The 13,649-nt window shown below is 61.6% G+C and carries 11 protein-coding genes and 1 pseudogene; 5 read left to right on the top strand and 7 right to left on the bottom strand.

What is annotated here, in order from left to right:
- Positions 1–62: 62 nt before the first annotated feature.
- Positions 63–1,373, bottom strand: coding sequence for an MFS transporter (locus JFU48_RS22780; RefSeq protein WP_201137744.1), 1,311 nt, complete (start codon positions 1,371–1,373; stop codon positions 63–65).
- A 171-nt stretch (positions 1,374–1,544) separates the two neighbouring features.
- Between JFU48_RS22780 and JFU48_RS22775 the strand changes: the two genes are divergently transcribed.
- The 5 genes and pseudogenes from JFU48_RS22775 to JFU48_RS22760 all read left to right on the top strand — a co-directional run bounded on the left by JFU48_RS22775 (position 1,545) and on the right by JFU48_RS22760 (position 7,239).
- Entirely contained in the window at positions 1,545–2,663 is a 1,119-nt protein-coding gene (locus JFU48_RS22775) for a sugar diacid recognition domain-containing protein (RefSeq protein ID WP_201137743.1), read from the top strand.
- 225 nt (positions 2,664–2,888) lie between these two features.
- Positions 2,889–4,031, top strand: a complete 1,143-nt coding sequence (locus JFU48_RS22770; protein ID WP_201137742.1) for a glycerate kinase — start codon at positions 2,889–2,891, stop codon at positions 4,029–4,031.
- Between the two features lie 353 nt (positions 4,032–4,384).
- Positions 4,385–5,152, top strand: a pseudogene (locus JFU48_RS30635) (MCP four helix bundle domain-containing protein); the annotation flags it as partial.
- Positions 5,147–6,010 carry a methyl-accepting chemotaxis protein gene (locus JFU48_RS30630; RefSeq protein WP_400496809.1) on the top strand — a complete coding sequence of 288 codons (864 nt, stop codon included), beginning with the start codon at positions 5,147–5,149 and terminating at the stop codon, positions 6,008–6,010. The pseudogene JFU48_RS30635 and the gene JFU48_RS30630, both read left to right, overlap by 6 nt.
- A 41-nt stretch (positions 6,011–6,051) precedes the next feature.
- On the top strand, positions 6,052–7,239 hold the full coding sequence (locus JFU48_RS22760) for a pyridoxal phosphate-dependent aminotransferase (protein WP_201137740.1): 1,188 nt from the start codon (positions 6,052–6,054) through the stop codon (positions 7,237–7,239).
- A gap of 148 nt (positions 7,240–7,387) precedes the next feature.
- On the opposite strand, the gene JFU48_RS22755 is transcribed toward JFU48_RS22760, so the two are convergent.
- The 6 genes from JFU48_RS22755 to JFU48_RS22730 form a co-directional block, all read right to left on the bottom strand.
- The gene (locus JFU48_RS22755) at positions 7,388–8,365 is read right to left on the bottom strand and encodes a 2-hydroxyacid dehydrogenase (protein WP_201137739.1); all 978 of its coding nucleotides are present in this window, start codon (positions 8,363–8,365) and stop codon (positions 7,388–7,390) included.
- A gap of 14 nt (positions 8,366–8,379) precedes the next feature.
- Positions 8,380–9,678, bottom strand: a complete 1,299-nt coding sequence (locus tag JFU48_RS22750; RefSeq protein ID WP_003224653.1) for an MFS transporter — start codon at positions 9,676–9,678, stop codon at positions 8,380–8,382.
- A 56-nt stretch (positions 9,679–9,734) separates the two neighbouring features.
- Positions 9,735–10,754 carry a sugar kinase gene (locus JFU48_RS22745; RefSeq protein WP_201137738.1) on the bottom strand — a complete coding sequence of 340 codons (1,020 nt, stop codon included), beginning with the start codon at positions 10,752–10,754 and terminating at the stop codon, positions 9,735–9,737.
- Complete coding sequence (locus tag JFU48_RS22740; RefSeq protein WP_201137737.1) at positions 10,747–11,529, bottom strand: sugar phosphate isomerase/epimerase family protein; 783 nt, start codon at positions 11,527–11,529, stop codon at positions 10,747–10,749. Before JFU48_RS22740 ends, JFU48_RS22745 begins: the two co-directional genes overlap by 8 nt.
- A 154-nt stretch (positions 11,530–11,683) precedes the next feature.
- Positions 11,684–12,709 (bottom strand): LacI family DNA-binding transcriptional regulator, encoded by a 1,026-nt coding sequence (locus tag JFU48_RS22735; protein WP_342216044.1) that lies wholly within the window; start codon positions 12,707–12,709, stop codon positions 11,684–11,686.
- Positions 12,710–12,875: 166 nt separating this feature from the next.
- The gene (locus JFU48_RS22730; RefSeq protein ID WP_003224657.1) at positions 12,876–13,517 is read right to left on the bottom strand and encodes a DUF1345 domain-containing protein; all 642 of its coding nucleotides are present in this window, start codon (positions 13,515–13,517) and stop codon (positions 12,876–12,878) included.
- Positions 13,518–13,649 lie beyond the last annotated feature (132 nt).

Raw genomic sequence — 13,649 nt, 5'->3', positions numbered from 1 at the left:
AGTGAATTATCGGCTGAGCAATCCGCCTGCAATAAACAAGGGCAAAAAAGATCGCAGCGTGTTTACGCCCGCAACGTGCGCGTCATGCGCAGCGCCAGCAAGCTCCCGCCGACGATCACACCCGCCAGCAGATACAACGCCGCATCGGTCGAACCGGTGCTGTCCTTGACCCAACCCACCAGGTACGGGCTGAGGAAACCGGCCATCTGCCCCATCGAGTTGATCAATGCCAGACCTCCGGCCGCCGCGCCCGCGCTCAACATCGCGGTCGGCACCGGCCAGAACATCGGCAGACCGGTCAGCGCGCCCATGGTGGCAATGGTCAGACCGAGGATGGCGATGGCCGGGTTGGCGGCGAAATTCACCGCAATCACCAGGCCGATGGCGCCCATCAGCATCGGCACAACAAGGTGCCAGCGACGTTCTTTGCGCAAGTCCGCCGAACGCCCCACCAGCAGCATGAACACCGCCGCCAGCAGATACGGGATCGCGCTCAGCCAGCCGATCACCAGGTTGTCGCTGAAGCCGAGGTTCTTGATGATCGACGGCAGCCAGAAGTTGATCGCGTACACGCCGCTCTGGATGCAGAAGTAGATCAGGCCGAAGGCCCAGATCGCCGGGTTCTTGAACACCGCGATCAGCGAGTCAGAGGTGGTTTTCGGCTTGTTCGCCAGGTCTTCGGCCTGGTCCGCCTCAAGCACCGCGCGTTCATGCGGGCTTAGCCACTTGGCGTTGGCAAAGCTGTCGCTCAGCAGGAAATAGGCGAGGGCGCCGAGGATGACCGTCGGAATACCTTGCAGCAGAAACATCCACTGCCAGCCCGCCAGTCCACCTTGCCCGGCGGCGAAGTGGTTGAGGATCCAGCCGGAAAACGGACTGCCGAGCAGGCCGGAAACCGGGATCGCCGACATGAACAGCGCCATGATCCGCCCACGGCGGAACGTCGGGAACCACTGCGAGAGATAAAGCACCACGCCCGGGAAGAACCCGGCTTCGGCCGCACCGGTAAACAGGCGCAGGGTGTAGAACTGGGTCGGCGTGGTGACGAACAACAGGCAGGTCGACAGCGTGCCCCAAGTGATCATCATCACGGCAATCCAGCGTCTCGGACCGAATTTGGTCAGCGCCAGGTTGCTCGGTACACCGCACAGCACGTAGCCGATGAAGAAGATTCCGGCGCCGAGGCCGTACACGGTTTCGCTGAATTTCAGCGCGTCGAGCATCTGCAGTTTGGCGAAGCCAACGTTGACCCGGTCGAGGTAGTTGAACAGGTAGCAGATGAAGATGAAGGGAATCAAACGCAGGGTGATGCGTTTGTAGACGGCGTTTTTACCGGCGTCGATGGTCTGGGTAGCTGCGGCGCTCTGCGACATGGCGGCTCTCTCTTTATTATGATTTTTTGCGATGCACAGGTTAACGTTGATCGCCCTGAGAGTCTCGGCCACCTGTGGCCGGATTGTCTTTGTGCCTGAGCACAGGGTTTGCCGCCAGACCCTGTGCGGGTGAACAACCGTCCGCGCCTGTTTTGAAGGATTCTAGTCGTTATGTTCGAACTCGATCACGATCTTGCCCAGGATATCGTCGACCGGGCCATGGCCATTTTGCCCTACAACGTCAACGTCATGGACAGTCAGGGTCTGATCCTCGGCAGTGGTGAGCCGGAGCGCATCAACACCCGCCACGAAGGTGCGCAACTGGTGCTGGCCAACGGGCGAGTGGTGGAGATCGACGCGCAAACCGCTGTGCATCTGAAAGGTGTGCAGCCGGGGATCAACCTGCCGCTGTTGCTCGATCAGCGCTTGATCGGTGTGCTTGGCATTACCGGCGAACCGGAGCAACTGCGCACCTACGCCGAGTTGGTGCGCATGACCGCCGAAATGCTGGTCGGCCAGCGCAATCAGCAGGCCGAACAGCAATGGCGGCGGCAACGTTGCGATGACCTGCTGGCGTTGCTGTTGAGCGAAGCGGGGGACTCGCCACGCTTGGTCGATGAGGCGCAGCAGCTGGGCCTCAAGCCGCAACTGACCCGGGTGCCGTATCTGTTCGAACTGGGTCTGGAGCACGGGCCGGGGCAGACCGTCGAGGCGTTGAGCGCGTGGCTGACCTCGCGCTACCCGGACAGCTGGTGCGTGAGTTCCGCCAAGTCATCGCTGCTGTGGTGTCGGCCGGCGGGTCAGACGGTTGAGCATGATCGTTTGCTGGAAAAGCTCGATGGCCTGGGCTGGAACATTCTGCGCATCGCCGTTGGCGGGCAGGCGGACGGGTTGGCAGGGTTGCGCCGCTGTTATCGGCGGGTCGGCGATCTGCTTGCCTATGGCCGGGATGTGTTGCCGCACTCGCGCTTGCTGACCCTCAACCGCTTTCGCTTGCCGGTGATGCTCTGGCGCCATCGCAACGATGATGCGCTGGATGAATTGCTCAAACCGTTGCGCAAGGTCATCGCCAAGGACAGCAACGGCCAGTTGCTCGCGACCCTGCGCAGTTGGTGTGAGCATGATGGGCAGAGCCAGGCGTGCGCCGATGCGCTGGGCATTCATCGCAACAGCCTGCGTTACCGGATGGAGCGGATTGCCGAGTTGAGCGGGGTTGATCCGTTGCGGCTGGACGGGATGCTGGCGTTGTACCTTGGCGTGCAGTTGTTGCCGCAGACTGATCCGGGCTGAGCGGGTGTTTTCACCGACGCCTTCGCGAGCAAGCCCGCTCCCACAGGAGGAACGCATTCCAGGGTGGGAGCGGGCTTGCTCGCGAAGAGGCCGGTACATCCAGCGCATATCTCGCTGGGCTTTTGTATAAATGAACAACAATCGCCACCCCCGCTTGTGCAGCGGACAGGCGTCAATGCGCATGCCGACTGGCAGCATGATGAGCATTGGAACTGGAGAATTCGCATGAAAATCGTCATCGCCCCCGATTCGTTCAAGGACAGCCTGAGTGCCCAAGGCGTTGCCGAGGCCATTGCGCTGGGGCTGGCGCAAGTCTGGCCGCAGGCGACATTGGTCAAATGCCCAATGGCCGACGGCGGCGAGGGCACAGTGGAGTCGATTCTTGCCGCGTGTGAAGGTGAACTGCGCCGCACCCGGGTGCGCGGGCCGCTGGGCACGCCGGTCGACGCCGCATGGGGCTGGCTGCCGCACAATCACACCGCGATCATCGAAATGGCTGAGGCCAGTGGTTTGCAATTAGTGCCTACGGGGCAGCGCGATGCCTGTATCACCAGCACCTTCGGCACCGGTGAACTGATTCGCGCCGCGCTGGATGCCGGCGCGCAACGGGTAATTCTGGCGATCGGCGGCAGCGCCACCAACGAAGGCGGCGCCGGCGCCATGCAGGCGCTCGGGGTGAAATTGCTCGATGCGCAAGGCCAAGCGCTGGTGCCGGGCGGTCTGGCATTGGCGCAACTGGCGCGACTGGACTTGAGTGAACTTGATCCACGTCTGAAGCAGGTGCGCTTCGACATCGCCGCCGACGTCAACAATCCGCTGTGCGGGCCGCACGGTGCCTCGGCCATTTTCGGCCCGCAAAAGGGCGCGTCACCGGCACAGGTACAACAACTGGATCAGGCGCTGGGACACTTCGCCGAGCTCTGCGCGCAAGCGTTGGGCAAGGACGTTCGCGATGAACCGGGCAGCGGTGCGGCAGGTGGATTGGGCTTTGCGGCGAAGGCGTTTCTCGGAGCGCAGTTTCAGGCCGGCGTTGAAGTGGTGGCCGAGTTGGTAGGCTTGTCCGAAGCGGTTAGTGGCGCGGATCTGGTGATCACTGGCGAAGGCCGCTTCGACGCTCAGACCTTGCGCGGCAAGACCCCGTTCGGCGTGGCGCGAATCGCCAAGCAACACAATGTCCCGGTAATCGTCATCGCCGGCACCTTGGGTGAGGGTTATCAGGAACTCTACGAGCACGGCATCGACGGCGCATTCGCCGTCACCAGCGGCCCGATGACCCTTGAACAGGCCTGCGCCGAGGCTCCGCGTTTGTTGCGTGAACGTGCGACTGACATCGCCCGGGTCTGGCAGATGGCCAAACTCAATAGCTGACGCCCTGAAGATGTTGTGGCGAGGGAGCTTGCTCCCGCTCGGCTGCGCAGCAGTCGTCAACCCGCCTGATGCGGAGAAACTGATGATACGTGGTGGCAGGTTATAGGGCCGCTTCGCAGCCCAGCGGGAGCAAGCTCCCTCGCCACAGAAGTAGGGCAAGCTTCAACGGTGTTTCAGTGGTGAAACACCTTGAAAAATATTTTCGCTTTACACGAAATCTTCCTAAAGCCCAGCCGATACAGAGATCAGGCGCACACAGATTCCCTCGAATGGTGACGCCGGACTGAACCCGCCCCAGGGGTCAGTGATGACGGCAAGGACGCTCGCAGCTACCTCTATCCGAGAGTCCAACCATGTCCTTGCGTAACCTGAATATCGCGCCCCGTGCCTTCCTCGGTTTTGCCTTTATCGCCTTGCTGGTGATTGTCCTTGGTGTGTTCGCCGTCAATCGCATGTCGACCATCCGCCAGGCTTCCATCGACATGGAGACCAATCAACTGCCCAGCGTTGCCTACCTTGGCAAAGTGACTGAAAACGTTCTGCGTCTGCGGATTCTCTCGTTCCGTGTGCTGATCAATCGTGAGCCGGCAGCGTTGCAGGATGCTCAGGGCCGTATCAACGAACTGGTGGACAAAGTGCGCAGCGCCCAGGCCAGCTACGCCGCACTGCCTGCCGGTGGTGAAGAATTGGCGCAGTACAAGGCCTTCGCCGTGACACTGGACAACTACCTGCAAGCGCAAAACCAGATGATGGAGCTGTCGCGTCAGGACAAGATCGAGGAAATGCGCACTCTGATCAACACGCGCATCAAGGACGGCACCGATCAGATGGGCGAGCAACTCAACAAACTGATCGCAATCAACTCCGCTGACGCGAAAACCGCCTCCGGTCAGGCCGGCGAGCACTACGACAGTGCCGTGACCGGCATCGTTATCGTTGCTGTCGTCGCTGCGCTCGCTACGGTATTGCTGGCCTTGCTGCTGACTCGCAGCATCGTCACACCGCTCAATCGCGCAGTGGCAGCCGCACAAACCATCGCCAGCGGCAACCTGAGCAAAACCATCGAAGTCGATGGCAAGGACGAAGCCACACAGTTGCTGCAGGCCCTGGCCACGATGCAGACCAACCTGCGTAAAACCATCGAACAGATCGCCGGTTCCGCCACCCAACTCGGCGCCGCGGCCGAAGAGCTGAGCGCGGTCACCGAAGAAGCCTCCCGTGGCCTGCAACAGCAGAACAACGAAATCGAACAGGCCGCCACCGCCGTCAACGAAATGACCGCCGCCGTGGAAGAGGTGGCACGCAACGCGGTGTCGACGTCCGAAGCCTCGAACCAGTCGACTCAGGCCGCCCGCGAAGGTCGTGACCAAGTGGTGAAAACCGTCGACGCGATCCAGACCATGACCCATGACGTGCAGAGCACCGCGCAAATGATCGAAGGCCTCGCCGCGCAGGGCCGTGACATCGGCAAAGTGCTGGACGTGATCCGCGCCATTGCCGAACAGACCAACCTGCTGGCCCTCAACGCCGCGATCGAAGCGGCGCGTGCCGGTGAGGCCGGACGCGGTTTCGCCGTGGTGGCGGACGAGGTGCGCGCCCTGGCCCATCGCACCGCACAATCGACCCAGGAAATCGAAAAAATGGTCGCCGGCATCCAGAACGGCACCGGCGAAGCGGTTTCGTCGATGCAGCAAAGCAACCAGCGCACCCAGACCACCCTGGAAATGGCCCGCGCTGCCGGTGTGGCGCTGGAACAGATCACCCAGTCGATCCACCAGATCAACGAACGCAACCTGGTCATCGCCAGTGCCTCTGAAGAACAGGCGCAGGTCTCGCGTGAGGTCGACCGCAACCTGGTCAACATCCGTGATCTGGCCACGCAATCGGCCGCCGGGGCCAACCAGACCAGCGCCGCCACTCATGAGCTGTCGCGTCTGGCGGTGGATTTGAATGCCATGGTGGCGCGTTTTGTGATTTGAGATAGGGTGAAGGCTGGAGACCGCGCAATCAGGAGACGTGCATGCGCTATTCAGCCTTGACCCAACGAATCGCCGGGGAGGGAGCAGCGGCCTGGCAGATTCATGACCGAGCGCTGGAGTTGCGCGCCGAGGGCGTCGATATCCTGCTGCTGAGCGTGGGCGATCCGGATTTCGATACGCCGCTGCCGATCATCCACGGCGCCATCGATAGCCTGCTGGCGGGCGATACGCATTATTCCGAAGTGCGTGGCCGCTTGGCGCTGCGCAAGCTGATTGCCGCGCGCCACCAGCGGCGCAGCGGTCAGGTGGTGGATGCCGAGCACGTGATCGTGCTGCCCGGCGCGCAATGCGCGGTGTATTCGGTGGCTCAGTGTCTGCTGGACCCGGGGGACGAGGTGATCGTCGCCGAGCCGATGTACGTGACTTATGAAGGTGTGTTCGGCGCCTGCGGTGCGACGGTGGTGCCGGTGCCTGTACGACCGGAAAACGGCTTTAGAGTCGATCCCGCCGATGTCGCGGCACGAATCACGCCGAAAACCCGTGCCCTGTTGCTCAACAGCCCCAACAATCCTTCCGGCGCAAGCCTTTCCTTGCTGATCTGGCAAGAGCTGGCGGCGCTGTGCGTGCGTCACGATCTGTGGCTGATCAGCGACGAGGTCTACAGCGATCTGCTCTACGAAGGCGAGCACATCAGCCCGGCGAGCCTGCCGGGCATGGCCGAGCGCACCGCAACCATCAACAGTCTGTCGAAATCCCATGCCATGACCGGTTGGCGCATTGGCTGGTCGATCGGCCCGAAGGTGCTGGCGGAGCATCTGGTGAACCTGTCATTGAGCATGCTCTTCGGTCTGCCGGATTTTGTGCAGAAAGCCGCGGAGGTCGCGTTGGCAAGCGATCTGCCGGAGGTGACGCAGATGCGCGACGAGTATCGATTGCGCCGCGATCTGGTATGCGAGCGCTTGCGTGGTTGCCCGGGGTTGCAACCGATCCGCCCGGATGGCGGGATGTTCGTGATGGTCGATGTGCGCCAGACCGGTTTTGGCGCGCAGGCATTTGCCGAGCGGTTGCTGGAAGGGTACGGGGTGTCGGTGTTGGCCGGCGAGGCGTTCGGGCCGAGTGCGGCGGGGCATATCCGCATCGGGCTGGTGCTGGACCGGGTAAAACTGGCCGATGCCTGCGCGCGGATTGCGTTGTGTGCGGTGCAGCTGTTGCAGGCGCGTAGTGCATGACAGTGTTGTGTTGTGTTGCCTGAACTGGCCTCTTCGCGAGCAAGCCCGCTCCCACAGTGGATGGGTGTGTACATGATGTTATCCGTACACACCGAACCCTGTGGGAGCGGGCTTGCTCGCGAATGCAATCTGCCATTCAGCACATTTTTCAGTCCTGCCAGGCCGCCGGATTCACCAGATTTACAGGCTTCTCCCCAGCCAAAGCAGCAAGCAGATTGTCCACCGCACACCGCGCCATCGCCTCGCGCGTCTCATGCGTCGCCGAACCCATGTGCGGCGTCGCCACCACATTGTTCAGCTGCAACAACGGCGAATCATGATTCAGCGGTTCACGCTCGAACACATCCAGCCCCGCCGCGCGAATCCGCTGATGGCGCAATGCATCGATCAGCGCTGCCTCATCCACCACTTTGCCGCGAGAGATATTGATGAAGATGCTTTCCGGGCGCATTAGCGCAAACTGCTCGGCGCCGATCAGGCCTTCGGTTTGCGCGGTCAGCGGCAGGGTCAGGCAGATGAAATCCGCCTCTTGCAGCAGCGCTTCCAGACTGCGGTACTGCGCCGCAAAACGCGACTCGACCGCCGGTTTGCGCGACTGACTGTGATAAAGCACCGGCATGCCAAAACCGAAATGCCCACGCTGCGCCAGCGCCTCGCCGATGCGCCCCATGCCGATGATGCCCAGGGTCTTGCCGTGCACATCAGTACCGAAATGCGCCGGGCCGATGTTGCGATGCCACTGGCCGCTGCGCACCATATTCGCCAGCTCGACTACGCGCCGGGCGGTGGCGAGGATCAGCGCGAAACCGGTGTCGGCGGTGGTTTCGGTGAGCACGTCCGGGGTGTTGCTGAGGAGGATCTTGCGCCGGGTCAGGTAATCGATGTCGTAGTTGTCGACGCCCACCGAAACGCTGGCAATCGCCTGCAGTTGCGGCGCCAGGTCGAGCAGCGCGGCGTCGAGTTTCAGGCTGGCGCCAAGCAAACCGTGGGCGCCGGGCAGGGCGTCCCGCAGTTTCATCAGGCCGTCGGCGTCGAGGCTTTCGATCAGCGTCACTTCACACTGTTGCTGCAGACGCGACATCAGCGCGGGCGACAGTTTTTTGTACAGCACGACATGTTTTTTCATGAACAAAAATCTCTTCAGGAATGCGCCGGCACGGGACGCGTGACAACGGCTTTGGCCACGACGCGGTCACTGGCGCCAGGCTTGAGAAAAATCGTCAGCACCACAGACAGCAGCAGCGCGCCGCTCATCAGCAGATACGAGGCACCGGGCGAACCGGTGGAGCTGTTCAGGTAACCGACCAGATACGAGCCGCCGAACGAGCCGAGCGCGCCCATGCTGTTGATCAGCGCCATGGCACCGCCGGCGACGTTGGCCGGCAGGATCTCCGGAACGATGGCGAAAAACGGCCCATACGGCGCGTACATGCAAGCACCGGCGATTACCAGCAGCGTGTACGACCACCAGAAATGCTCGGCGCCCAAAGCATAAGAGCCGTAGAACGCAATGGAGGCGATCAGCAGCGGCGGCCAGACGAAGCGTTTGCGTTTTTGCAGTTTGTCCGAACCCCACGACACCGCGAGCATGCCGATCACCGCCGCCAGATACGGCAGCGCCGACAACCAGCCGGCCTCGATCATGTCCATCTGCGCGCCAGCCTTGAGGATCGACGGCAGCCACAGCACGAAGCCGTAGACGCCGATGCTCCAGCAGAAAAACTGCAGCGCCAGAATGATCACCTTCGGCGAGCGGAACGCTTCGGCGTAGTTCTTCACCGCTTTGATCCCGACCTGTTCGGCGGCGAGGGCGCTTTCCAGATCGTGCTTTTCCTGGTCGCTCAGCCACTTGGCCTGAGCCGGACGATCATCGGCCAGTTTCCACCAGATAAACGCCCAGATCACCGCCGGCAAGCCTTCGATGATGAACATCCAGCGCCAACTGAAGTGTTGCACCAGATAGCCGGAAACCACCGACATCCACAACATGGTCACCGGATTGCCAAGGATCAGGAAGGTGTTGGCCCGCGAGCGTTCGGCACGAGTGAACCAGTGGCACAGGTAGACCAGCATCGCCGGCATCACTGCTGCTTCGACCACGCCGAGCATGAAACGGATCACGATCAGCCAATAGGCGTTTGACACCACACCCGTCAGGGTGGCGAGGCCGCCCCAGAAGATCAGGCTGAAGAAGATCAGCTTCTTCACACTGTGCTTCTGCGCGTAGATCGCCCCCGGCACCTGGAAGAAAAAGTAGCCGAGGAAGAACAACGCGCCGAGCAATGAAGACAGGCCCGGGGTGATCATCAGGTCGGCGGCCATGCCGGACGCGGCGGCAAAGCCGTAGTTGGCGCGATCCAGATACGCCAGGCTGTAGGTGATGAACACGATGGGCATGATGTACCACCAGCGGCGGGCGGCGAGGGTTGCAGTTTTCATGGTGTTGCTCCTGAGCTTGTTGTTTTTGTCGCAGCAGGTTCAAATTTTTGCGGTGATCAAGCGGGCCTCTTCGCGAGCAAGCTCGCTCCCACAGGGGAATGCATTTCAAATGTGGGAGCGAGCCTGCTCGCGAAAGCGGTTTCGAATTCAACGATGAGTTCAGACCGGGTCGGCAACCCCTCCATATCCCCGCGACTCTGCACCGCCCGACTGCCAATCCAGTTCGCGCGTTGCACGGCCTCGGCAAAACTCTGATGCTCAAGCAGGGCACTGATCATGCCCACCGCAAAACCATCACCCGCACCCACGGTATCGACGACGTTGGCCACCGGCACCCCGGCGACAAACCCCTGATCCAGTTGCGTGCGGTAATAGGCACCTTGCGGCCCGAGCTTGATCGCTACGGCTTCAGCGCCCTGATCGAGATAAAACGCCGCAATGTCCGCCGGGTCTTCGAACCCGGTCAGCAGCCGACCTTCACTCAACCCCGGCAACACCCAATGGGCAAGGGCGGCGAGGCGGTTGATCTCGCGGATCATCTCTTGCTCGGACGCCCAAAGGCTTGGGCGCAGATTGGGGTCGAACGACACGCTGCGCCCGGCATGGCGCATGCGTGTCATCAGCTCGAAAGACATCTCCCGAGCAGTGGCCGACAGCGCCGGTGGAATCCCGGTGGCGTGCAGATGACGCGCGCTGAGCAGGGTTTCGCTGATCGACTGCACAGACAGATGACTGGCCGCCGAACCGCGACGGTAATACTCGACCTGCGGGTCGCTGCCATCGTCGGTGCGCGACTTGAACTGGAAACCGGTCGGATGTGCGCTGTCGACCGCGACATGACTGCAATCCAGACCTTCGCTGGCCAACGTTTCCAGCACAAAGCGCCCGAGCGAATCGGCGCCAACGCGGCTCAGCCAGGCTACGTTGAAACCCAGACGCGACAGACCAATCGCCACGTTGCTGTCGGCGCCGGCAATGCGCCGGTGAAAGTGTTCGACTTCGGCCAGATCACCGGTTTGTTCGGCGACCAGCATCGCCATGGTTTCGCCAAACGACAGAATATCGATGTCAGACATGGGCAGGCTCCAGGCGCGATTGGCCAAGGCGGGCAAGGGCGGCGACATGTTCGGTGGTCAACGCCACCAGGTCATCGCCCTGCAACGGGTATTCGGCGGCACGCATAACGCCTTGGGCCATGTGCCTTAACAGTTGTTCCCACAAATGCAGATCGCTGACGGCCGGTGGCACCGCCACCAGTTTGCCGTCGGCGCGGCGGGCTACGGCTTTGCAGTGCACGTAGCCGACATGGCGCCCGAGCAGGCGTGCGGCGTTGGTGGCGGATTGATCCTGCCACTGCCAGTTGCCGATATCGAAAGTCATCTTGATCGGCAAGTTGTGCTGCTCGACCGCCGCGAAAAAACGCTGGAACGGTTCGATGCGGCCGCCCTGCAAAGTCTGGTCGTTTTCCACCAGCAGTTGCACCGGGCTGGCGCCGAGCAGCTGTTTCAGCACCTGCAAATCACAGTTGTCGGTGAAGTAACCGAGCGAGACTTTCAGCCATTTCGAGCCGAATGCCTCTGCATGTTGCAGGGCGTTGATCAGCTCGGGATTGGGCCGCGCCTGACCGGCGAGCCACAGCTCGGTCGGCGAGGAATAGATGCTTTGCAGGCCCTGCGCCTGGGTAGCGGCATTCAGTTGCGCGGGCACTTCGCGGGTCAGCAGCTCTTCGCGCCACTCGATGCGATCGGCGCCGGCCGCGGCCAGCACGTCGATGAAGAAGTCCTGCCCGCGTTGGCGCACAAGTTCGGCGCCGTAGCTGGACAGGCTGATGGAAACGGCGGGTTTATTCATTGTTATCTACCTCTGAAACCGGTTTCATTTTTGTTCAAAAAAATCTGATGGATCTTTGTCGGGCGTGCGGGCGCCATCGCGAGCAGGCTCACTCCTACAGGGGGAGCGCATTCCAAATGTAGGAGTGAGCCTGCTCGCGATGGCGCCATAACAGTCACCGCAAAGATCCCTGGGTAGAACCGCGCTCAACCAACACCGGCGCAAAATCCAATCTGCGGGTGGGCTCAACATCCCCCCGCAAACGCTTGAGCAAAAACTCAAACGCCCGCGCGCCAATCTCGGCCGTTGGCTGGGCGAGGGCAGTAATCCCGCTGCCTACCAGCGGATACCAATCCAGATCGTCCAGGGCAATCAGCCCGACATCTTCGAACAAGCGGCAACCGACTTCGCACAAGGCCAGGGTGCAGGCCAGCGCCGCCACGCCGTTGGCGCAGAACAGTGCTTTGGGGCCGGTAGCCGTGGTGTTCAAGAAGTCTTGCAGATGCGTAGCGAGTGCGTCGCCGGTTTCCAGCACCGCCCCGGTCAACCCGGAGCGCTGGGCGATCTGTGTCTGAAAACTGCTGACCCGCTCGATCCGCGAACTGGTGCCGTCATAAGGTTCGGTCACCAGCAACACATCGCGGTAGCCGCGCTGTTCGAGGTGCGTCAGCGCCATCTCGACAGCCTGCGGGTTGTTCAGTCCGAGCATGTCGCTGTCGAGTCCTTCGACCTTGCGGTCCACCAGCACCAGCGGCATTTCCCGGTGCAGTTCGTGCAGTTCGTCACGGTGATGGCCGAGGGTGTTCACGATCAGCCCTTCGATGTTGTACGAACGCAACAGCGCCAGGTGTTGGCGCTCCTGCTCGTCATCGCGGTCGGTGTTGCATACCACCAGGCTGTAGCCATGCGCACGGCAGGCGGTTTCCACCCCGTGCATGACGGCAATCGAATAGGGGTTGCGGATATCGGCCACCAGCATGCCGATCAGGCGCGTGCGCCCGCGTTTCAGGCCACGGGCCATCTGGTTCGGGCGGTAGCCCAGTTCGGCGATGGCTTGTTCGATGCGCAGGGCAGTGGCATCAGAGAGCAGCGCACGGTCATCGCCGATAAAGCGCGAGACACTGGCCTTGGAGACGCCGGCGTGTTCAGCGACATCGAGCATCGTCACGCGACTGCGCTGGGCGGCGGAAAAGTCATTCACGGTCTGAAACCTTGTTATTGGATTTATCCGTTTCAGGCGCCTTGATGGCGCTGAAACCGGTTTCAGGAAACACCAGAAGCCGACACTCCGTCAAGTGAATGCGCGTGGTACTTCGACTTGGCGCCGACGGGCGGCGCTCAGCGTTATTGAAATATCCGCGCCATCGTCAGCCAAACAGGCCCGCAGCAATATTGATCGAAAAGCCCAGAATAGCGGTGTTGAAGACAAATCCGATCAACGATTGCGCCAGCACGATTTTGCGCATGTCTCGGGTGCCGACGCCGACATCGGCGGTTTGCACGGCGACGCCGATGGTGAAGGAGAAATACAGGAAGTCCCAATAATTGGGCGTGGTCAGACCTTCAGCGAAACGCAGAGCCGGTTCCTTGCCATCCCAGGTGTAAAACAGACGGGCGTAGTGCACGCAGAAAATGACACCGATCAGCAGCCACGAACCTACCACGGTGACTGCGGTGAACGCGTAATGCAGAAGTTTGTGATGGGTATCCAGATCCTTGGTGCCGGCCAGCTCCAGGGTGATGGCGGCCAGGCTGGCCAACGCCGCGATACACACCACGAACAGCACCAGTCCGGCGTTTTCGTCCTCGACGACGGCGATGCGTTTGACGTCTGGCGCTTTGGCGCGAACGGTCAGCCAGAACATCAGGATCAGGTAGGTCCAGACGCCGGCGTTCCAGCCGATGAGGATTTTGCTGACGACGGAGTCGGCAGGCACCAGAAGACCGGTGGCAAGGCCAACCAGAGCGGCGGCTGACAGGCGAGGGTGGGTGCGGGCGAGGAAGCGCATGGAGACTCGATGGGCCAGGATGTCTTTACACCTTAGCCCAGCGACGTCCGGGATGACCACTGACTTGACTGTTCAAATGACCTTGTGGGAGCGGGCTTGCTCGCGAAAGCGGTGTGTCAGCCAGATGAATAT

This window comes from Pseudomonas sp. TH49 (genome assembly GCF_016650625.1).
GTDB classification, from domain to species: domain Bacteria; phylum Pseudomonadota; class Gammaproteobacteria; order Pseudomonadales; family Pseudomonadaceae; genus Aquipseudomonas; species Aquipseudomonas fluorescens_H.
This window is presented reverse-complemented; position numbering and strand designations above follow the sequence as displayed.